Source organism: Arthrobacter sp. R3-55, from assembly GCF_054161505.1.
Genome location: NZ_CP096423.1, coordinates 4,038,067 through 4,057,146, shown reverse-complemented (window position 1 = coordinate 4,057,146; position 19,080 = coordinate 4,038,067). Strand labels below are relative to the sequence as shown.

The following is a 19,080-nucleotide window of genomic DNA, read 5'->3' as shown; positions in this document are numbered from 1 at the left end:
TGGTTGCTAGATGGAAAGCGCCTCGCGCCAGCTGCGGAGGAAAGCGCCGCCGGCGTCGTCGTGGATGACATCGTCCGCCAGTTGAAGGTCAGCGGCCGTCAGGATGGTGTAGGGCTTCACCGGTACGCCGTCTGCGGGCCGGACGTCCACGTGCTTTACATCGTGATCGTTGTGGTGAAGCCAGTCTGCCATGGCATAGTCCGTGCGGGAATCACCCACGGTCCGCCAGGCAAGCGGCGTAATGCCTTGGGCTGCGAGAAGTTCGACGGCGCGGCTGGCACCGAGGTCCTTGCCGAGGCGGACGGATTCGATGTCCGTGGAGATGATGGTGGGGTCCAGCCGGTAGTCCGCCGTGTCATCGGATTCCGGTGCATGGTGGTCCAGAATCGCGGCGTTGAGGCCGTGGCGTCCCATGATGTCCAGGGCATCGGCGTCGAAGAGTTTCTGTTCCGCCAGGTAGTCCGCGCTGGCTACCTCAAGGTGCTGCTCCACGGAAACCATGGCGCGCTTGGTCTCGTCAAAGAACATGTGGGCGGAATAGTCTTCGGCAACCAGCCTGCGGATGTCGTCCCCGTAAGCCTTGGGCACGGCGAGTTCGTGGTCCACATGGATGGGACCGGGGCCTTCGGCGGTGTAACTGAACCACACGGCACCCTTCTCGCAGATCGCGTGGATAACAGTGTTGGCAGGCATGCCGGCGGCGATCATGGGTTCCATGACTTGCTCGCTGATGAACGCATCAGAGCGGCCCGTGTTGAAGATGACGGGAATGCCTGCAGCGGCCAGCGCCACCAGGTCCGCGATGATGTCCGGCTTGACGTCCCGCGTCACAGGGCTGGCGATGGGGCCGTCGACATCCAACAGCAGCGCCAGGGCAGGCGTGGTGTGGGCAGCGGTCCGGTCAGTACCTTGGAGCGGTTGAGTCATGCCCCTATTCTGTCAGTCCGCGCGGGTGCGCTCACAGCTGTGACGTCTGTGACGCCACAGGAGGGATATAGACGGCACCCGTGGAAAGGATGCGCCAGTACCGGCGGACTTTGCAGGCCACTGCTACCTACCGGAATTTTCCTTCGGGATCGGGCGCGCATCGGGTGTTGCCGCCGAGCGTGGTGCCCAAACTGCTCGTTCCAAGCTGCATGGAGAACTTGCCATCGCCAAAGCCAGTGGTCGTCTGGTCTCGGTTCGCCCCCGAAGGCTGGGTTTGAACAACTCTTAGCCCATTGCTTTCAAAGACTTCCTTTACCGACTTATGTATCGCTTCAGCCTGATCTTCTGAGATCGCGCCCTGCGTACTGTCGAAGCTGAATTGAGTCCCTTCCATGCCCAGAGGCAGATGGCAGACGTCCCCCTGTGCCTCTGGAGTGACTTTTGTCCAGTCGCCGGGGGCGAGGGCTTGGACTTCCGTGAAGAGATCAAGGTAGTCCTTGCGGGCTTGGTCCGGGTCCACGGTTTGCTCCGCGGTGCTGGTAGGAGGGTTGGTGCTCGGCGCTGTCCCGCACCCCGCAAGGGTGAGAAGGATGATCGCAGCGGCGGGAAGGACGTGTCTGGACCTAGACGCCATCAGTAGTCGATTCAACGTTCTTGATTCCCTCATTCGCCGCTAACCACTAGTCTGCCCGGGACAGGCTATTTGCTACCCTGCGGATCAGGAACGCAGCGGCTATTGCCAGCGACAGTAGTGCCGAGATCGCCGGTATAAACCTGGAGGACCAGTCCATCTGGCCCGAAGCCGTTGGTTATGATGAGCTTGTTCGTGGCCGTTGATTGATCAAAGACTTTCACGCTGTAGCCGCGGGACTTGTAGAACTCTTCGACTTTTTGCCTGAGCACCTCGCGGTCCGTGACACTAAGGGGATCTCTGGTCCTGGATCCGCCGAATTCTTTGCCGTTTCCGGTTCCCTGGAAGTTGCAGTAGCCACCTGCCGGAACGTCCTCGTTCACCCAATCACCAGCTGCCATGGCCTGGATCTCATCGAGGAGTCCGAAGAACTCCGTTCTGGCCTCTTCCGGTGTCATGGTTGCTCCTTTCCATCGGGAAGCATGTTGCTTGCAGCGGTTTGAGAGCCTGATGAGGCTGTATCAGTGCCCTGTCCCGGAGAGGAAGGGGAACATCCGGACACGAGCAGGAGCAGGACGGCACTGGTGGATAAGATGCGCCAGTACCGGCGGCGGTATGTGGTGGTCATTGGTTCCTACCGGAATTTGCCTTCAGGGTCGGGAACGCAGCGGGTATTTCCGCTGAGGGCGATGCCGTATTTGCCGGTGGTGATTCCCATGACGAACTTTTCGGGGCCGGAGACGGTAGTTCTTCTGACGAAGTTCTCGCCTCCGTCAGTTGATTGCTGGACCGTGAAGCCGGTGGTCACGAACTGTTCCTTGACCTTCTCGTGGAGAGCATCCATTTCCTCTCGGCTCAGTGGGCTCCGGCTTGTATTGACTGAGAATTGGGTGCCGTCAGTCCCGTCCGGGAGCCGGCAAGCGTCGCCTTGAAACTCGGAGGGTGGCGCGACGCCCCAGTCGCCGGGGGCGAGGGCTTGAATCTTGTTGAAGAGTTCGAAGTACTCTGTACGTGCTTGCTCCGGGTCCATGGTCTGCTCCACAGTGCTGGTAGGAGAATTGGTGCTGGGGGTTGTCCCGCACCCTGCAAGGGTGAGAAGAATGATCGCCGCGGCGGGAAGGGCGCGCCTGGACCTAGACGGCATCAGTAGTCGATTCAACGTTCTTGATTCCCTCATTCGCCGCTGTAACCATTACCGTGCCCGTGGAGAGGCTATTTTGCTACCTCCGGGTCCGGGACACAGCGGCTGCTGCCATCGATTATTGTGCCGAGGTCGCCCGTGTATAGGGCGACGGATAACCCATCGGGTCCGAATGCAGTAGTGATGAGCAAATTATTGGTGGTGGTTGATTTATCGAGGGTCTGAACTTTGTACCCGCGTAATTCATAAAATGCTGAGACTTTCTGCCTGAGTGTCTCGCGCTCGGCGGAGCTGAGGGGTCCCGTGGTCCGGCCGCCGGAGAACTGCTTGCCGCTTCCGGTGTCCTGGAAGTTGCAGTATCCACCTGCCGGAACGTCCTCGTTCACCCATTCAGTTGGTGCCAGGGCTTGGATCTCATCGAGGAGTCCGAAGAACTCCTTACTGGCATCTTCCGGTGTCATAGTTGCCCCTTTCCCGTCGTCGGGAAGTTTGTTCGTTGACGTGGCTTCAGAAGACACAGTCGGTGTCGTGTTGCCGCCGTCCTGCGGGGCGGAGGCACATCCGGATATCAGCAGCATCAGGACGGTGCCCGCGGAAAAGGCTGCTGCAGTCAGTCGTCGTCGATTCAACAATCTGATTTCCTTCATTCGTGATTTTCCACAGTGAAAGCTTGCCGCGATCATCGGACCTGATGCCGCAGGCGTCCTTGAACAAGCGCCCGTAGCCCCCGTTGAAATCCTGCACTGCCTGCTCCACGGCCCCGTACAGGAAGCCTCCCTCGGCACGCAGCACCTCGTGGGCGGAGTTCGCGGCACTGATCAGCGCGTCGGCTGCGCCGTCATCAAAAGCAAGTCCCATGCCCGCCCCCCAACCAGAACAATAAATCCAACGACTAGCATAACTGCTGTTTGCGCAATTGGAGGTCCATGGTGTTTGGACGGCTTTAGGAGGTTGTGTATGCCAGAGGGTGCCTAGATGCACCGGTTCCTGACGACGGAGCGGGTGGCCGAGGAACTGAATGTGTCAGTGAAGCAAAGCAAGGTGTTGCTTGAGCCGGTGATCTGGGGTCGTCCCAGGTCCGGGGCCGTAGGAGCAGTCGCCGGAAGTCACCTTTTGGCTACAACCTGCCTGTGCTGCGGGTCACAAGTTCCGTTAGAGCGCCAACTTCCATAGGCTTGCAGGGTGATCTTCAAAGCTGTGGGCGAGGGACGCCCGTACCCTGACCATGGATACTCGGCGCCGCGGGACTGGGCTGCCTTGCCCCCGCGCCCTATCCGCCTCGATGAACTGGTAACCACCAAACGGACCCTGGATTTGGAGGCATTGTTGGCTGAGGACTCAACCTTCTTTGGCGACCTTTTCCCACACGTCGTCCAGTACCAGGGCGTCATGTATCTCGAAGACGGGCTCCACCGGGCCGTCCGCACGGCGCTTCACCAAAGGACCGCGATCCACGCACGTGTATTGGTAATCGATGGCTAGGCGGACGGGTCCCACCAGTCCGGAGGAGCCCCCAGCAAAAAAACGTAAGCGTCCCAAGGATGTGACGCTGCTCCATGGCCACCACGTGGTCACCGGCCCGGAGCTCCGAGCCACCTTTGCCGAGGATGCCGCGGCCCAGAAGAGCCGTTTCCGGCGCCGGCTGCTCCACGGAATTGTCCTGGTGCTGCTGGTGGGTGTGATCGCTGCCGGGGCGGTGGGAGCCTGGGCCATCATGAACGGCGTGATCAAAGTCCCCACCGCGATCGCCAGTAAAGCCCCGGTGAGCCTGTGCCCCACCACCACGTTCGACTACGTTCCGAACGAAACAGTGAACCTCAACGTCTTCAACGCAACCTCCCGCGGCGGCCTGGCAGGTACCGTGGCTGAGCAATTTACTGCCCGGGGCTTCAAAGTGGCCTCGGTGGACAACAGCGAGACCGCCTACGCCGGAGTGGCCGTGGTGGTTTCGGGAGTCAAGGGCCAGGCGGCTGCCTTCAATGTCCAGCGCAACCTTGCCGGCACGGACTACTTCCAGGACAACCGTGAGGACGAGTCCGTGGATGTCATCCTCACCTCAGGCTACGAAGGCCTGGTGGAACCGGAACTGGTGGATCAAACCCCGGGGAAGCTGCTGTGCCCGCGCGAGGACCTGCGGATTGCCGATAACTCCAAGTGGCCGATCATCCCGACGCTTCCAGCGGGGCAGTAACGGCAGGCAGCCGCCCCTGTGCTAGCCCGCCAAGGCGTCGTGGATGGGTGCTTCCTGGACGGCTGCATCCAGTCGGATCGGCCGCCCGGCTTCGTCGAAGCGTGCTCCCGCCCCGAGCTGGATGAAATGTACGGTCTGCGCAGTATGGGCTTCAATAGATGCGTGTGCTTCAACAGCTGACTTGACCTCGACGTCGGAGGCCGGGGCAGGCGCGGTAGTCCCGCCGTCGGGCGTTCGGTTGCGTCGCGCGGCGCTGGCAGACAGCGTTCCGTGAATGAGTCGAGCCAGCTGGGCGACGTCGACGTCGGGAAGGTAGCCCTGGCGGACGCCGTCTTGAAGGATGTCCTGCAGAAGGATATTGAGATCGCCCACGTGGTCCGCGAGCTTAGCAAAGGAGCCGGGGGAGAGGACTGCGGCCATGGCAGGTCCCGGGGGCAGGTGGCGGCGGCTCAGGTCCTCCACTTGCGCGCGGACGTAAAGGGCCAGCCTGTCCACGGGGTTTTCCAACGCGGCCAGTGACTCCCGGAGATCAACAATGAAGCGCTCGGTCTCGTCCAGGGCGTACGCGATCAGCAGTTGTTCCATGTCCGCGTAGTAGTTGTAGACGGCGGTGCGGCCAACGCCCGCGTGGCGGGCGACGTCTGTCATGGTGAGGCCGGGGAGGCCGTGGGTGAAGAGGAGTTCACCGAAGGCCGTGAGAATCCTCCGTTGGGTCTCGGCGCGTTGGGCAGCGTTCGTGGCGGCCGTGATCCTGGGCATATAGACACTTTACAGTGATCTGTCACTAAGAGGGGGCTTTGTCAGGTGTTGGTGATTCCTTCAGGAACCCGGGCAGTCGTTTTACGAAGCACCAAGTGCGGCGTCCGGACCACGCTGCCCGGCGACGAGACTCCTTCGATCCGGTCCACGGCGCGGCCAACGGCGGCGGCGGCAAGGAGCGGAGCGTCCTGGCTGACGGAGGTCAGCTGGACGTAGCTCAGCTTGGCGAAGTGGCTGTCGTCGTAGCCAATGACTGACACATTCCCAGGAATGCCGATCCCTGCGGCCTTGAAACTTTCCATAATTCCGAGCGCTGACCTGTCGTTGAAGGCGATGACGGCCGTGGGCAGGTCAGCCTGGAGGATCCTGCCCGCGTCCATGCCGTCTTCCTCTCCCGCCCCGCCCGGAACAACCAAAGGAGTCAGTCCGCGCCGGATCATCTCCGTGCGGTAGGCTTCCCGGCGATTTTCCGACGAAACCGCAGTGCCGCCGTCGACGTGAACGATCCTCCGGTGGCCCAAACTGACCAAGTGGTCAACGGCCATGGCGATGCCGGCTTGGTCATCGCTGCTGACCGAATCCACGGCCTGTCCCAAGTCGTCACGCAGAAGGCTTACCACCGGCACCGAGCGGGCGTGCAGCGCGAGATCTTCCACGCCAAGGGTGGGGGCTATGACGATCAATGCCTCGGCGCCCACATCCAGCAGGGTTTCGATGGCGCGGGCCTCAGGCCTGCCGTTGGCGACGGCGCTAAGAGTTATTTCGTAGCCTTTGGCCGACGCCTCGGCGTAGGCGGCATCGACAATTTCGGCATGAAAGGGCTGCGCGGTGGAGAAAGAGAGGCCCAGGAGCTTGGTCCGGCTGCTCCGCAGCAGCCTTGCCCGGGAGTCTGCCCGGTATCCCAGCTCATTGGCCGCTTGAAGGACTTTTTGCCGGGTGGATTCGGCCGCTCCGGGAGCTCCCCGCATGACGATGGACACCAGGGCGCGCGAGACGCCGGCCGCTTCGGCTACGTCCATCAGGGTGGGGCGGCGCTGCAGTTCTGACATATATCCTCCAGTTGCAACCAGTGTATAGAACGATCTAGACGGGACGTAAACCGCATGTCAATATAGTCGAACTAGAACGATCTAGATGAACATATTCAGGAGCACCATGGGATACCTTCAGCATCCGGTCAGTGAAGACCGGCCCGTTCGCATTGGCCTGATCGGGGCGGGGTGGATTGGGAGATTCCACGCCGAGTCCGTCGCGCGACGCATTCACCATGCCCGGCTGGAGGCAATAGCGGATCCGTCCCTTCCCGCCGTCGAGGCCTTGGCCGACCGCCTGGACGTCCGGAAAATCAGCACTGACCCTACCGATGTCCTGAATGACCCCGAGGTGGACGCTGTTCTCATTGCTGCTCCGGCCCGCTTTCATTCCGGGCTGATAGCTGCGGCAGCGCGTGCTGGAAAGCATGTCTTCTGCGAAAAGCCCGGCGGCCGGACCCTGGAAGAACTCGACGAGGCACTGGAAGCGGCAGAGGCTGCAGGCGTGGTGGTCCAGTTCGGTTTCAACCGCCGCTACGCTGAGGACTTCGCTGCCGCCCGCAGGTTGATTGACCAAGGGGCTGTGGGAACCCCGCAGTTGTTGCGCTCCTTGACCCGTGATCCGGGCAGCCTGGAGGGGATTGCCAATCCGGAGCGGATTCCCCCGGGCACCATCTTCCTTGAGACCCTTATTCATGACTTTGACACCCTGAACTGGCTGAACCCGGGGGCTGTCCCCGTTCGCGTTCATGCCGTGGCTGATGCGCTGGTAGCCCCTGAAGCAAAAGAGGGTGGGCTGTTGGACACCGCCGTGGTCACCGTGACTTACAGCAATGGAGCCATAGCCGTGGCCGAAGCCAACTTCAACGCCCTTTACGGCTATGACATACGGGGAGAAGTGTTCGGCTCCGCCGGAATGGTGACGGCCGGAGGCCCCCAAGCCAGCACGGCCACGAGCTACACTGCCGCCGGTATTCATTCGGATACTGTCCGACTGAACGTAGACCTCTTTCATGACGCCTATACGGCCCAACTGGCGCACTTTGTGGATGCCGTCAAGGCGGACCGCGACGGTAATGAAGCCGAGGCGGGGGCTGCTGCTGGAGCAGTCCGGGCTGCCGGTGCAGTCGACGCACGGAACGCGCTGGTTGTTGCCCTGGCCGCCTCCCGTTCGGCTCAGACAGGGCTGCCTGTTGAGGTGGCATCAATTGCCGTACTGCAGCCGGCGGAGCCTGCACTTCTGAACGTAGGAGGAAACGCGTGAGTTTCCGCCTGGCTGCCTGCGCCGAAATGCTCTACGGGGAGCTGCCCTTGACGGAGCGGGTGGAAAGGATTCACGGGCAAGGCTTCGAGGTGGAGTTGTGGGATACCCGCGGCCGGGACATCGCGGCTTTGGCATCCACGGGAGCCCGGTTCTCCTCAATGAGCGGCTATTTTGGCGGCAGCCTCATCGATCCTGAAAGCGCCGATGAAGTGCTGGCATCGGCAGAGAAGTTAATTCCGACTGCACTGGAACTCGGCATCGAGCGCATGGTGGTCCACCCTGCGGAGCTGGGCGAGGGTGGCCGGGCTGTCCGGCCCCTTCATCGTTCTACCGGCGAAATGTGGCTCACGGGCAGGAGCACCCTCGAGCGTTTGGGGGTGTTGGGTGAAAAGTACGGCGTGGTGTTCGCGTTGGAGAACCTGAACACCGTCCTGGACCACCCGGGAATCCCGTTGGCGCGGGCCAAAGACACCCTGGCGCTGGTCTCGGCGGTTGACCACCCCAACGTCAGGATGATGCTGGACCTGTATCACGCTCAAATCGGCGAGGGGAACCTGATCGAACTGGTCCGGGCGGCTTTGCCCTGGGTGGGTGAAATACAAGTGGCCGACGTTCCAGGCCGGTGCGAACCGGGGACAGGGGAGATCAACTACCCGGGCGTCGCTGCTGCTCTCCAGGGCGTCGGTTATACGGGCGTCGTCGGCCTGGAAGCGAATGCCGCCGGAGGAGCCGGCGTGGAAGCAGGCGATGCGGCACTGGCGGCTTTCCGCGCCGCCTTTGAAAGCTAGCTAAGAGCGGCCTGCCCGCGGGGCCGGGATGGCACCGTACGCCCTCGCGTTGGCCATAGCTGGCGCGGGGGCGCTGCATCCAGGGCGCAAAATTCGCGTAGCATCAAGGAAAACCGGTCAATCGCATCGCCGGTGAACACTGTAGCTAGGGGGCGTATTGCGCGCAACGGTCAAGGACGTGGCGCGCCGTGCGGGGGTTTCGCCCAAAACGGTCTCGAACGTCATGAACGGGATCGTTCCGGTCAGTGGTCCCACCCGGCTCAGGGTAGAGCAGGCCATGGCGGAACTGGATTACGTGCCCAATCTATCTGCGCGCGGGCTGCGGAACGGCCGCTCAGGTGTTATTGGCCTGGCGTTGCCGGACCTCGCCACTCCGTTCTCGGCTGAACTTGCACAGAGCATTGTGGAGGTTGCCCACGCCCAGGGGTTCAGTGTCCAGATTGAGGAGACCGGCTCCGACCCCCACCGTGAGCATGAGCTGATGACCCGTGCCAGGGCCAACCTCATTGATGGGCTGATTCTTAATCCCGTGGTGCTCAAGGAAAGTGCCGTCCAGGTGGGTGTGGCCTTGCCGCCGGTGGTACTGCTGGGTGAGGTTACCCAGCAACTGGCGGACCGCGTCTTTGTGGACAGCTTCGCCGCAGCGCGCGACATGACCCTGGCCTTGGCCAGGCCCGGCCGCCGGCGTATCGCTGTTCTGGGCGTCAACCGGGGAAGGCAATCAGCCACCGCGATCCAGCGGGCAGGCGGCTATGAAGCCGCGCTCCAAACACTGGGAATCGCCAAGGATGAATCGCTGATGATCTCTTGCGACAGTTGGACGCCGGCATCCGCTGCTGAATCACTGGCGGAGTACTTGGACGCCAATCCTTTGCCCGAGGCGCTGTTCTGTTTTACCGACTCCATGGCCCTTGGCGCCCTGAATACGCTGTGGAAAAGGGGAGTCCGCGTTCCGGATGACATTGCGGTGGCGGGTTTCGACGACGTGATCGACGGGCGCTTTGCCGTGCCTTCCTTGACCACCGTCTCCTTTGACAAGCGAGCCATTGCCACCCATGCCCTGCGCCTGCTGACTGAGCGCATGTCCGACAGGTCCCATGGGCAGCGTTTGGTTGAAATCGACTACACGATTGAGGAACGGGACAGCAGCAAGGCCTGATCCGAGAGCTGCCCACCAAATTGTGTGCGCTAACAATTTTCTCTTGCCCTGCCCATTACATCGATGTAATGTGAGACCTGCGTCACCCCCGGGCCACCAAATACCCGAGTGTGGAGACGCGCCGGAGCCGGACTTCAAGCGGTGCAGCAGCAGTGCAGCGCAGCAACAACAACGCAGCAACACCGCAGTGCAGCAGTGACCTTTCAGCGGACCCATCCAAAGGAGTGACGGGTGAAGCAGTTTGAATCTTTGACCGGGAAGCAGTTGTCCCGGAGACAGTTATTGACAGGATCTGCCCTTCTTGGCGGAGGCCTCATGGCTACTGGCCTGACGGGCTGCGGAGGCGCGGCCCAGGCTACTACAGTGCAGGAGATCGGGTTCTGGCACCTCCTTTCCGGTGGTGACGGCATCAAGATGCAGGCCATGATCAACGCCGCTAACCAAGCGAACCCCGGCTTCGAGGTGCACCCCACGGTGCTGGCTTGGGGACCGCCGTACTACACCAAACTGGCCATGGCATCGGCGGGAGGTCGCCCGCCCGAGGTGGCCATCATGCACGCCAGCCGGGTTCCCGGATACGCCCCTGGCGGACTTATTGAGCCGTGGGACTTGGACCTGCTTGCAGAGAACGGTGTAACGGCAGCCGACTTTGCCCCCAGGATCTGGGAGAAGAGCCAGCACGACGGCAAGGTCTTCTCCATCGCCTTGGACTCGCACCCGTTCGTGATGTTCTACAACACGGACATCGCAGGAAAAGCCGGCGTCCTGGGCAGCAACGGGCAACTGCAGGAAGTGAGTTCTCCGGACGAGTTCAAAGCCATGGCTTTGGAAATGCAGAAGGTCACCAAGTCCCATGGCCTGTCCTTCGGCTACCTCGGCAGTGGTTCGCAGATGTGGCGCTTGTTCTACACCCTCTACAAGCAGCACGGCGTGGACATGGAACTGACGCCGGGCCAGCCCATGAAGGTGGACCGGGACGCTGCCATTGAATCGCTGGAGTTCATGGCCTCCCTGTTTGACGACACCATCGCCGCCCAGGCCGGAGACATCAGCACGGGCATCGCGGAGTTCGCCCGCGGCGGCTCAGGGATGCTGTTCAGCGGCGTTTGGGAATTGCCCACCATGAAGAAGGCCGGAATACCCGTTGATGCGGCCACCATCCCCACCCTCTACGGGACGCCGGCCTCCTACGCTGACTCCCACTCCTTCGTCCTGCCACGGCAACTGAGCTTGAACGAGGACAAGCGCCGGGACGTCTACAAGTTCGTCACCGATGTCCTCAAAGGATCACTGTCCTGGGCAGAAGCCGGACACATTCCGGGGTACCAGCCCGTGGTCCAGTCACAGGCCTACCGCGAGCTCACTCCCCAAATTCACTACGCCAACGCGGCGGACATCATTGCCTACGATCCCGAGTCCTGGTTCAGCGGTTCCGGCTCGGACTGGCAGACCTATTTCGCTGAGACGGTGCAGAACGTCCTCCTTGGAAGAGACAAGGCAACCGTGGGATGGGATGCCTTCGAGCAACGCACCAACACCCTCCTCTCCCGTCCCAACCCCGTCTGACCGGCCCACCTACCGAGTGACCAAAGGAGTTCTTGAATGAGTACCTCTACGCTGTCCCGGCCGAGGCCGGAGAATCTGCGCAAACCCGGAAGCCGCACCCGAAGCAACCTCAGCGGCTGGGGATTCGCCGCTCCGTTCCTTGTTTTCTTCCTCGTTTTCCTCGTGTGGCCCATTCTTTACGGCTTCTACATGAGCCTCACGGGCAAGTCCCTCACCGGCGCGAACGACAGCCTGATTGGCTTCGCGAACTACGCCGAAGCACTGGCCGATGCCGATATGTGGCGTTCCCTGGGCAATACCCTCTACTTCACAGTGATCAGCACCGTCCCACTGGTCCTCGTGGCCCTGGTCATGGCCGCGCTTCTCAACATCGGGCTGCCGGCCCAGTGGCTCTGGCGCCTGTCCTACTTCGCGCCCTACCTTCTGGCCTCCACAGTGGTCTCGCTGTTCTTCACCTGGATGTACAACCCGCAGCTTGGCCTGATCAATGAGTTCCTGACAGGCATCGGGCTCCCACGCGTTGCCTGGCTGAACGACCCCAATGTAGCCATGTGGGCCATTGTCATTGCCACGCTGTGGTGGACCGTGGGCTTCAACTTCCTCCTGTACTTAGCGGCCATGCAGAACATTCCCGCCCAGCATTACGAGGCAGCGTCCCTGGACGGCGCCGGAGCCTGGCGGCAATTCTTCTCCATCACGCTGCCGCAGTTGACCCCCACCACCGTGATGATCGTGCTGCTCCAGATCCTGGCGTCGCTGAAGATCTTCGATCAGGTGTACCAGATGACCGCCGGCGGTCCAGGCGGATCCACCCGTCCCGTGGTGCAGTACATCTTTGAAACCGGGTTCACCGGATACCGGCTGGGCTACTCGGCAGCCATCTCCTACATCTTCTTCGGACTGATCGTGGTCATCTCCATCATGCAGTTCGTCATCACCCGCCGCAGGAGTGCATAACCATGGCAACCCCTACCCTGACCCGTCCCGCCCCCAACGCCACCACCGGCAACAGCCTCAAGGTCCGCCAGCCGCGGAAGAAGATGACGGCCGGCAGGATCGCCGCGATCGTCGTCGCAGCTTTCATCGCAGTGCTGTGGCTGATCCCCTTCGCATGGGCCACCGCAACCGCTTTCAAAACCGAAACGGACGCCGCAGCTCCGGACGTGACCTGGCTGCCGCCGTCGGGCTTCACTCCTGAAGCGTTCGTCAAGGTCTTCCAGGACGGCAACATCCCGCTCTGGACCTGGAACTCGCTCTATACCTCGGCGGCCATCACGACCATTACCCTGGTGATCTCGGCACTGGTGGCCTACGCGCTCTCGAGGATCGACTTCAAGGGCAAGAAGGTGCTGATGACGGTGATCATCGCGTCCATCATCATCCCGCCGCCCGTGCTGATCATCCCGCTGTTCTACCAAATGCTGGCGCTGCAGCTGATCGATACCTCCTGGGCCATTATCCTGCCGCAGGTCATCCACCCGGCCATGGTGTTCGTGCTGAAGAAGTTCTTCGACCAGATCCCGCGCGAACTCGAGGAAGCGGCCGTCATGGATGGCGCCAGCCGCTTGCGCATCTTCACCCAAATCATCCTGCCGTTGTCCCGGCCCATCCTGGCCGCCGTCGCGATCTTCGTTTTCATCGGGGCGTGGAACAACTTCCTGTGGCCGTTCATCGCCACCAACGACGGCAACCTGCTCACCCTCCCGGTAGGTTTGCAGACCATCAAGAGCGCCTACGGCATCCAGTACGCACAGAATATGGCGTCCGCACTGCTTGCCGCGCTGCCGTTGATTGTGGTCTTCCTCTTCTTCCAGCGCCAAATCATCAAGGGCGTTGCGACGACGGGACTCGCCGGAACCTGACCGGCACGTTTTTGACAGCAACAGATTCAGAACACAACAGATTCAGAACACAACCAAGGAGATCCATGTCCCGCGCACGCATCACCCTCGACCGCGATTTCACCATTGGCGAGGTACCCCGGCGACTCTTCGGCTCCTTCGTGGAGCACATGGGCCGCTGCGTCTACACCGGCATCTATGAGCCCGGGCACCCCGAAGCTGACGAAAACGGCTTCCGCCAGGACGTCATGAAACTCGTCAAGGAACTCGGCGCCACCGTCATCCGCTACCCCGGCGGCAACTTCGTCTCGGGCTACAACTGGGAAGACGGGATCGGTCCTGTCAGCCAACGGCCCCGCCGGCTCGACGGTGCCTGGCACACCGTGGAGACCAACGCCTTTGGCCTGCACGAGTTTGTGGACTGGTCCAAGCAGGCCGGCACGGAAATCATGGAAGCCATCAACCTGGGCACCAGGGGAGTGGACGCAGCCCGCGAGATCGTGGAGTACGCCAACCACCCCGGCGGAACCTACCTGTCCGACCTCCGCGCCAAGAACGGTCACAAGGACCCGTTCAACATCAAGCTCTGGTGCCTGGGCAATGAGCTGGACGGTCCGTGGCAGATCGGCCACAAGACCGCCGACGAATACGGCCGGCTGGCACAGGAAGCCGCCAAAGCCATGCGGTTCGTGGACCCCTCGCTTGAACTGGTGGCCTGTGGCAGTTCCAGCTCCAGCATGCCCACTTTCGGTGCGTGGGAACAGACGGTCCTCACCCACACCTACGACGAAGTGGATTACGTTTCCCTCCACGCCTACTACCAGGAACACGAAGGCGACGTGGGCAGCTTCCTGGCCTCCGCCGTCGATACCGACTACTTCATTGAGTCAGTGATCGCCACCGCGGACGCTGTGCGCGCCAAGGGCAAGCACAAGAAGCACATCAACCTCTCCTTCGACGAATGGAACGTCTGGTACCAGCGCGGGCTGGACACCGAAGACCAGCCGCACAACGTGGCCAAGGCCGGCTGGCGCGAACACCCACGCGTGATCGAGGACAAGTACAACGTGACCGACGCCGTGGTGGTGGGAACCCTGCTGAACTCACTGCTCCGCCACGGTGACCGCGTCAAGATCGCCAACCAGGCCCAGTTGGTCAACGTCATTGCGCCCATCCTCTCGGAAGAGAACGGACCGGCGTGGAAGCAGACCATCTTCCACCCGTTCGCGCGGATGGCTGAGCTTGCCAAGGGCCAGATCCTGCGGCTCTCCGTGGACTCGGACAAGTACTCGAATGCACGGTTTGGCGACACGGACCTGGTGGATGTCAGCGCTACCTGGAACGAGGAAACGGGCCGCGTGGCATTGTTCTTCGCGAACCGAGGCCTGGAAGAAGCCGCCGACGTCGAGGTGGCCCTGCGCGGCTTCGACGCCCGCCAGGTGCTCCGCGCCGAAGTCCTCGAAATCCCCGAGGACGGCGACCGTTTGACCATCAATTCCCAGGATCAGCAGGACCGTGTTGGCCTGACGGCCCTGGAAGGAGTGAAGGCCACCGGGTCCGAACTCCGCCTGACGCTGCCCGCGCTGTCCTGGGCCGTCGTCGAGCTTGACGTGGTGAAAGGCTAGCCGCGTACCCAACTGTGTAACAGCAAACGTCGCTATGAGCACCCATAGCGACGTTTGCTGTTACTCAGTTGGGCTAGGGCACGACGGCGGTTGGTTGGCTAGATCGCGCAGCCGTCCGGGCCGCAGGCCTCGGCGTCGGAGGCACCCACGGGGATCAGCGGGTTGGCTTCCTGCCATGCCTGGTTCAACGCCTGGCTGAAAAGCTCGGCGGGCTGGGCGCCGGAGATGCCGTACTTGCGGTCGATCACGAAGAACGGGACGCCGGTGACGCCGATGGCCCGGGCCTCGTTGATGTCCTGCGTGACCTCATCCGCGTACTTGTCCGAGGTGAAGAGTTCTGCAACCTCGTCGGCCGGCAACTCAAGTGCGGCGCCGAGTTCGGTGAGGTACTCCTGGCTGCCGATGTCCTTGCCGTGCTCAAAGTGATCGCTGAGCAGGCGCTCCTTGGCGGCGTCCTGGCGGCCGTGGGCGGCGGCAAGATGGATGAGGCGGTGGGCGGTGAAGCTGTTGGCCACCACTACCTTGTCGAAGTGGTAGTCCAGGCCTTCGTCCTTGGCAGTCTGCGTGACGTGGGCGAACATCTGCGTGACCTGCTCCGGGGCCATGCCCTTGCGCTTGCTCAGGTAGTCCAGCTCCGTGCCGTCGTAGTGCTCCGGGACAGAGGGATCCAGCTGGTAGCTCTTCCACTCGATGTCCACTGCATCGCGGTGCGGGAACTGTGCCAGGGCGGTCTCAAAACGGCGCTTGCCGATGTAGCACCACGGACACGCGACGTCTGACCAGATCTCAATCTTCATGTTGGCTGCAACGCCCTGACGTGGCCCGACATTCCGGGAGGGTGCTGTTAGTTTCCTCACCTACCTCCAAGGTGTTGCCGGGGTGGGCTGCCAAGAATATCTTTGGAGAAGGTTGAGCAGACAGCCTGCGGGTTGGGGGTTTACACGGAGAAACCTCGTGCGAATCGGACTCATAGTTGGACCATGGTTTACCGTACCGCCCGAAAAGTACGGCGGAACAGAACGTGTAGTGGATGCCTTGGCGCGCGCTTTGTACGACGCCGGCCATGACGTCCGGCTGGCAACGGCAGCGGACAGCACGTGCCCCGTGCCCCAGATTCCGGGGTTTGGCCCGGCCATTCCGGAGGACCTGGGGCAGAGTTTCAGCGAATTGGGGCATGTCATCAAGGCCTACGCTCAATTGCGGGACGTGGACATCATTCACGATCACACTTTGGCTGGCCCGCTCTATGCGCACAGGCCGCCAGGCATTCCAGTTGTCACCACCATTCACGGGCCGTTGTCGCCCATTTACACACCCCTCTACCGGGACATGGCCCAGGACACCGCCATCATTGCCATCTCCCACGATCAGTGCAGCCGGGTGGAAGACCTGGAGGTCTCCGCAGTCATCCACCATGGGATCGACCTCACGGCCGTGAGCGTAGGCCGGGGTGCCGGGGGATACGCGTGCTTTGTGGGCCGCATGTGCCCGGACAAGGGGCTCATGGAAGCAGTGGCAATCGCACGGGAAGCGGGGGTGCCCTTGCAGATAGCGGCCAAGATGCACGCCAAGGAGGAACGGGACTACTTTCACGACGTAGTACAGCCGGCTTTGGGTTCCAACGAAGAGTTCCTGGGAGAACTTTCCGATCCTGAAAAGTACCAGCTCATGGGCGATGCGATGGCGCTGCTGAACCCCATTCAGTGGCACGAACCCTTCGGGCTGGTGATGATCGAGGCACTTGCCACCGGAACTCCGGTGCTGGCAACACCCATGGGGGCGGCTCCGGAAATCGTCAAGCACGGGGTTACCGGTTTTGTGGGTTCTTCCGGGGAGTTGGCCGGGTCCTTTGCCCGCATCCCCGGCCTGAGCCGCGACGCCTGCAGGCGCTCCGTGGAGGACTCGTTCAGCGCCCAACGGATGGCGGCCGATCACGTCAAGCTCTATGCCAAGGTGATTGAACAATTTCAGGAAAAGGCCCTTCCGGACGGGAGCATGTTGCAAGAGAATCAGACATGACCGCTTGGAACGAAGACACCGAAGCCGGGGCGTCCGAGCTCGGTGCCGTGACCGTCGTCGAAGGTTCATCCTTTTGTATTTCCTCGCACTCCGGCGACATCCACGGTGGCGGCTCCCAAGGCAGCTACTACCAGGACACGCGGATCGTGTCGCGCTGGATACTGAGGATCAACGGCGCGCTGAGGGAACCGCTGGTGGCCCGGAATCCCACGGCCTTCCAAGCGGAGTATGTGGGCAGGGCATGCTCGGCGGACGGCAGGTTCGACAGCCCCTTGGTAGTCCAGCACCAACGCCATGTGGGCGCGGGCCTGCGTGACGACATCACCATCAGGAACTACTCCGGGCAGGACGCACCGTGCGAGATTGAACTGCTGATCGACGCCGACCTAGCCGACCTCTTCGACGTCAAAGGCGGCCGGACCAACAAAGCCGGCGCACCAGCGAAGAAGGCGCACAAAAAAGAACTGCACATCGAGTCCCTGCACTCCAGCGGCGAGCGCCGGGGAGTCGCCTTCCGGGCCTCCGGCGCCAAAGTGTCCGAGGACGGTTTGCGGTTCCACGTCAGTATCCCCGCACGCAGCCAATGGTCCACCAGCATCATCGCCCTGCCGTTGGTCAACGGAAAAGGTCCCAACGATCCCTTCACCGAAACCACTCCGCTGCACCACACCCCGGGCGTTCGCCGGCACGTTGCCTGGGAAGAGCACGTTCCCCGGATCGCCGTGACGGACCGCAATGTGGAGGAAGTCCTGGAGCGGAGCCAACGTGACCTGGGCTCGCTGCGCATCTTTGATCCCGGGCATCCGGACAGGGTGGCGGTGGCTGCAGGAGCACCCTGGTTCATGGCACTGTTCGGGCGCGATTCGCTGTTGTCCTCCTATATGTCCCTCATGGTGGACCCGCGGCTGGCGGCCGGGACCCTGCAGACCCTGGCCGCGCTCCAAGGCAGCACGGTGGATGTGGATTCCGAGGAAGAACCCGGGCGCATACCGCACGAGGTCAGGCTCGGGGTTACTGCCGGACTCTCACTGGGCGGGACTGCCTACTACGGAACAGCCGATGCGACACCGCTGTTCGTCTCCACGCTCGGCGAGCTCAGCAGATGGGGTCTGGGGGCGGACATCATCGAGTCCCTCCTCCCGCACGCCGATCGTGCCATCGAATGGATGGAACACTACGGGGACCGCGATGGGGACGGCTTCATCGAGTACCAAAGGCCCAACGAGCACGGGTTGGTGAACCAGGGCTGGAAAGACTCCTGGGACGGCATCAACTTCGCCGACGGCAGGATGGCCGAGACGCCCATAGCCCTCTGCGAGGTGCAGGCCTACGCGTACGCGGCCTACGTGGGCCGGTCCCTGCTGGCCCGCGCAGCCGGGGACACCGCCGTCGAACGCCGTTGCGCGGACCGCGCCGAAGCGCTGAAAGCGGCCTTCAACGAGGCCTTCTGGCTCCCGGACCAAGGCTATTTCGCCCTTGCGCTGGACAAGGACAAAAAGCCCGTGGACTCGTGCACCTCCAACATGGGGCACTGCCTGTGGGTGGGCATCGTGGACGAGGACAAGGCGCCCATGGTGGCCGAACGGCTGATGTCCCCGGAAATGTTCACCGGATGGGGCATCCGCACGTTGGGCTCCGACATGGGTGCGTACAACCCCGTCAGCTACCACAACGGTTCCGTGTGGCCCCACGACACCGCGCTCGCCGCCACCGGGCTCATGCGTTACGGCTTCGTCAAGGAGGCCAGCCGGGTTGCCAGCGGACTGTTCGACGCCGCCGAACACTTTGGCGGTCAGCTTCCCGAGCTTTTTTGCGGCTTTGACCGTGGCGACTTTTCGAAGCCGGTACCGTATCCGACGGCGTGTTCCCCGCAGGCGTGGGCGGCCGCGGCACCAGTACAACTGGCCCGGATCCTGCTGCGGTTCGATCCCGACTTCACCCGGAACGTGCTGCACCTGGCGCCGATTCTGCCGGACTCCTATGGGTCCTTCCGTGCGGACAACGTGTTGCTGGGACGGTCCCGGATCACCATTGAGGCCGCGGGTTCGTCCGGCAGTGTGACCGGGGTGCCTGCTGGCCTTGAGTTGAGGTCGGATCCCCGTCCGCCCCTGACGGGGGAGATGTTCGGCTAGCCGTCC

The 19,080-nt window shown here is 62.3% G+C and carries 20 protein-coding genes; 11 read left to right on the top strand and 9 right to left on the bottom strand.

The genetic code is table 11. The annotated features are described in order from the left end of the window. Positions 1–6: 6 nt before the first annotated feature. The 6 genes from M1D51_RS18485 to M1D51_RS18460 all read right to left on the bottom strand — a co-directional run bounded on the left by M1D51_RS18485 (position 7) and on the right by M1D51_RS18460 (position 3,557). Complete coding sequence (locus tag M1D51_RS18485; RefSeq protein ID WP_458107535.1) at positions 7–927, bottom strand: hypothetical protein; 921 nt, start codon at positions 925–927, stop codon at positions 7–9. 127 nt (positions 928–1,054) lie between these two features. After that, positions 1,055–1,447, bottom strand: coding sequence for a hypothetical protein (locus M1D51_RS18480; protein ID WP_458107534.1), 393 nt, complete (start codon positions 1,445–1,447; stop codon positions 1,055–1,057). Between the two features lie 179 nt (positions 1,448–1,626). Beyond that, positions 1,627–2,016: a hypothetical protein gene (locus tag M1D51_RS18475; protein WP_458107533.1), complete on the bottom strand. Its 390-nt coding sequence runs from the start codon at positions 2,014–2,016 to the stop codon at positions 1,627–1,629. Positions 2,017–2,192: 176 nt separating this feature from the next. Next, positions 2,193–2,588, bottom strand: a complete 396-nt coding sequence (locus M1D51_RS18470) for a hypothetical protein (RefSeq protein ID WP_458107532.1) — start codon at positions 2,586–2,588, stop codon at positions 2,193–2,195. A 182-nt stretch (positions 2,589–2,770) separates the two neighbouring features. Further along, positions 2,771–3,160, bottom strand: coding sequence for a hypothetical protein (locus M1D51_RS18465; RefSeq protein ID WP_311211332.1), 390 nt, complete (start codon positions 3,158–3,160; stop codon positions 2,771–2,773). 46 nt (positions 3,161–3,206) lie between these two features. Next, positions 3,207–3,557 carry a hypothetical protein gene (locus M1D51_RS18460; protein WP_458107531.1) on the bottom strand — a complete coding sequence of 117 codons (351 nt, stop codon included), beginning with the start codon at positions 3,555–3,557 and terminating at the stop codon, positions 3,207–3,209. 324 nt (positions 3,558–3,881) lie between these two features. Here M1D51_RS18460 and M1D51_RS18455 point away from each other — a divergent pair, with 324 nt between their 5' ends. Next, a complete protein-coding gene (locus tag M1D51_RS18455; protein WP_011773432.1) occupies positions 3,882–4,181 on the top strand; it encodes a type II toxin-antitoxin system VapB family antitoxin in 300 nt (99 codons plus the stop codon). Positions 4,182–4,242: 61 nt separating this feature from the next. Next, complete coding sequence (locus M1D51_RS18450; protein WP_026541840.1) at positions 4,243–4,890, top strand: LytR C-terminal domain-containing protein; 648 nt, start codon at positions 4,243–4,245, stop codon at positions 4,888–4,890. A 21-nt stretch (positions 4,891–4,911) separates the two neighbouring features. Here M1D51_RS18450 and M1D51_RS18445 read toward each other — a convergent pair whose 3' ends face one another. Further along, the gene (locus M1D51_RS18445) at positions 4,912–5,649 is read right to left on the bottom strand and encodes a TetR/AcrR family transcriptional regulator (RefSeq protein WP_458107530.1); all 738 of its coding nucleotides are present in this window, start codon (positions 5,647–5,649) and stop codon (positions 4,912–4,914) included. Between the two features lie 41 nt (positions 5,650–5,690). Continuing rightward, entirely contained in the window at positions 5,691–6,698 is a 1,008-nt protein-coding gene (locus M1D51_RS18440; RefSeq protein WP_458107529.1) for a LacI family DNA-binding transcriptional regulator, read from the bottom strand. Between the two features lie 106 nt (positions 6,699–6,804). Here M1D51_RS18440 and M1D51_RS18435 point away from each other — a divergent pair, with 106 nt between their 5' ends. The 7 genes from M1D51_RS18435 to arfA all read left to right on the top strand — a co-directional run bounded on the left by M1D51_RS18435 (position 6,805) and on the right by arfA (position 14,923). Next, a complete protein-coding gene (locus M1D51_RS18435; protein WP_458109617.1) occupies positions 6,805–7,944 on the top strand; it encodes a Gfo/Idh/MocA family oxidoreductase in 1,140 nt (379 codons plus the stop codon). Further along, entirely contained in the window at positions 7,941–8,732 is a 792-nt protein-coding gene (locus M1D51_RS18430; protein WP_458107528.1) for a TIM barrel protein, read from the top strand. Before M1D51_RS18435 ends, M1D51_RS18430 begins: the two co-directional genes overlap by 4 nt. Before the next feature lie 157 nt (positions 8,733–8,889). Continuing rightward, a complete protein-coding gene (locus tag M1D51_RS18425) occupies positions 8,890–9,891 on the top strand; it encodes a LacI family DNA-binding transcriptional regulator (protein ID WP_458107527.1) in 1,002 nt (333 codons plus the stop codon). A gap of 231 nt (positions 9,892–10,122) precedes the next feature. Further along, positions 10,123–11,457, top strand: a complete 1,335-nt coding sequence (locus tag M1D51_RS18420) for an extracellular solute-binding protein (RefSeq protein ID WP_458107526.1) — start codon at positions 10,123–10,125, stop codon at positions 11,455–11,457. A gap of 36 nt (positions 11,458–11,493) precedes the next feature. Further along, a complete protein-coding gene (locus tag M1D51_RS18415) occupies positions 11,494–12,414 on the top strand; it encodes a carbohydrate ABC transporter permease (RefSeq protein WP_458107525.1) in 921 nt (306 codons plus the stop codon). A 2-nt stretch (positions 12,415–12,416) separates the two neighbouring features. Next, positions 12,417–13,319 carry a carbohydrate ABC transporter permease gene (locus M1D51_RS18410; protein WP_458107524.1) on the top strand — a complete coding sequence of 301 codons (903 nt, stop codon included), beginning with the start codon at positions 12,417–12,419 and terminating at the stop codon, positions 13,317–13,319. Between the two features lie 65 nt (positions 13,320–13,384). Next, positions 13,385–14,923, top strand: coding sequence for an arabinosylfuranosidase ArfA (gene arfA, locus M1D51_RS18405; RefSeq protein WP_458107523.1), 1,539 nt, complete (start codon positions 13,385–13,387; stop codon positions 14,921–14,923). Between the two features lie 98 nt (positions 14,924–15,021). On the opposite strand, the gene M1D51_RS18400 is transcribed toward arfA, so the two are convergent. Beyond that, positions 15,022–15,720, bottom strand: a complete 699-nt coding sequence (locus tag M1D51_RS18400; RefSeq protein ID WP_458107522.1) for a DsbA family oxidoreductase — start codon at positions 15,718–15,720, stop codon at positions 15,022–15,024. A gap of 157 nt (positions 15,721–15,877) precedes the next feature. On the opposite strand from M1D51_RS18400, the gene M1D51_RS18395 reads away from it, so the two are divergent. Both M1D51_RS18395 and M1D51_RS18390 read left to right on the top strand, forming a co-directional pair. Further along, a complete protein-coding gene (locus tag M1D51_RS18395; RefSeq protein WP_458107521.1) occupies positions 15,878–16,942 on the top strand; it encodes a glycosyltransferase family 4 protein in 1,065 nt (354 codons plus the stop codon). Next, positions 16,939–19,074 (top strand): amylo-alpha-1,6-glucosidase, encoded by a 2,136-nt coding sequence (locus M1D51_RS18390; protein WP_172325576.1) that lies wholly within the window; start codon positions 16,939–16,941, stop codon positions 19,072–19,074. The genes M1D51_RS18395 and M1D51_RS18390 overlap by 4 nt, the downstream gene beginning before the upstream one ends. The last annotated feature ends 6 nt before the right edge of the window (positions 19,075–19,080 follow it).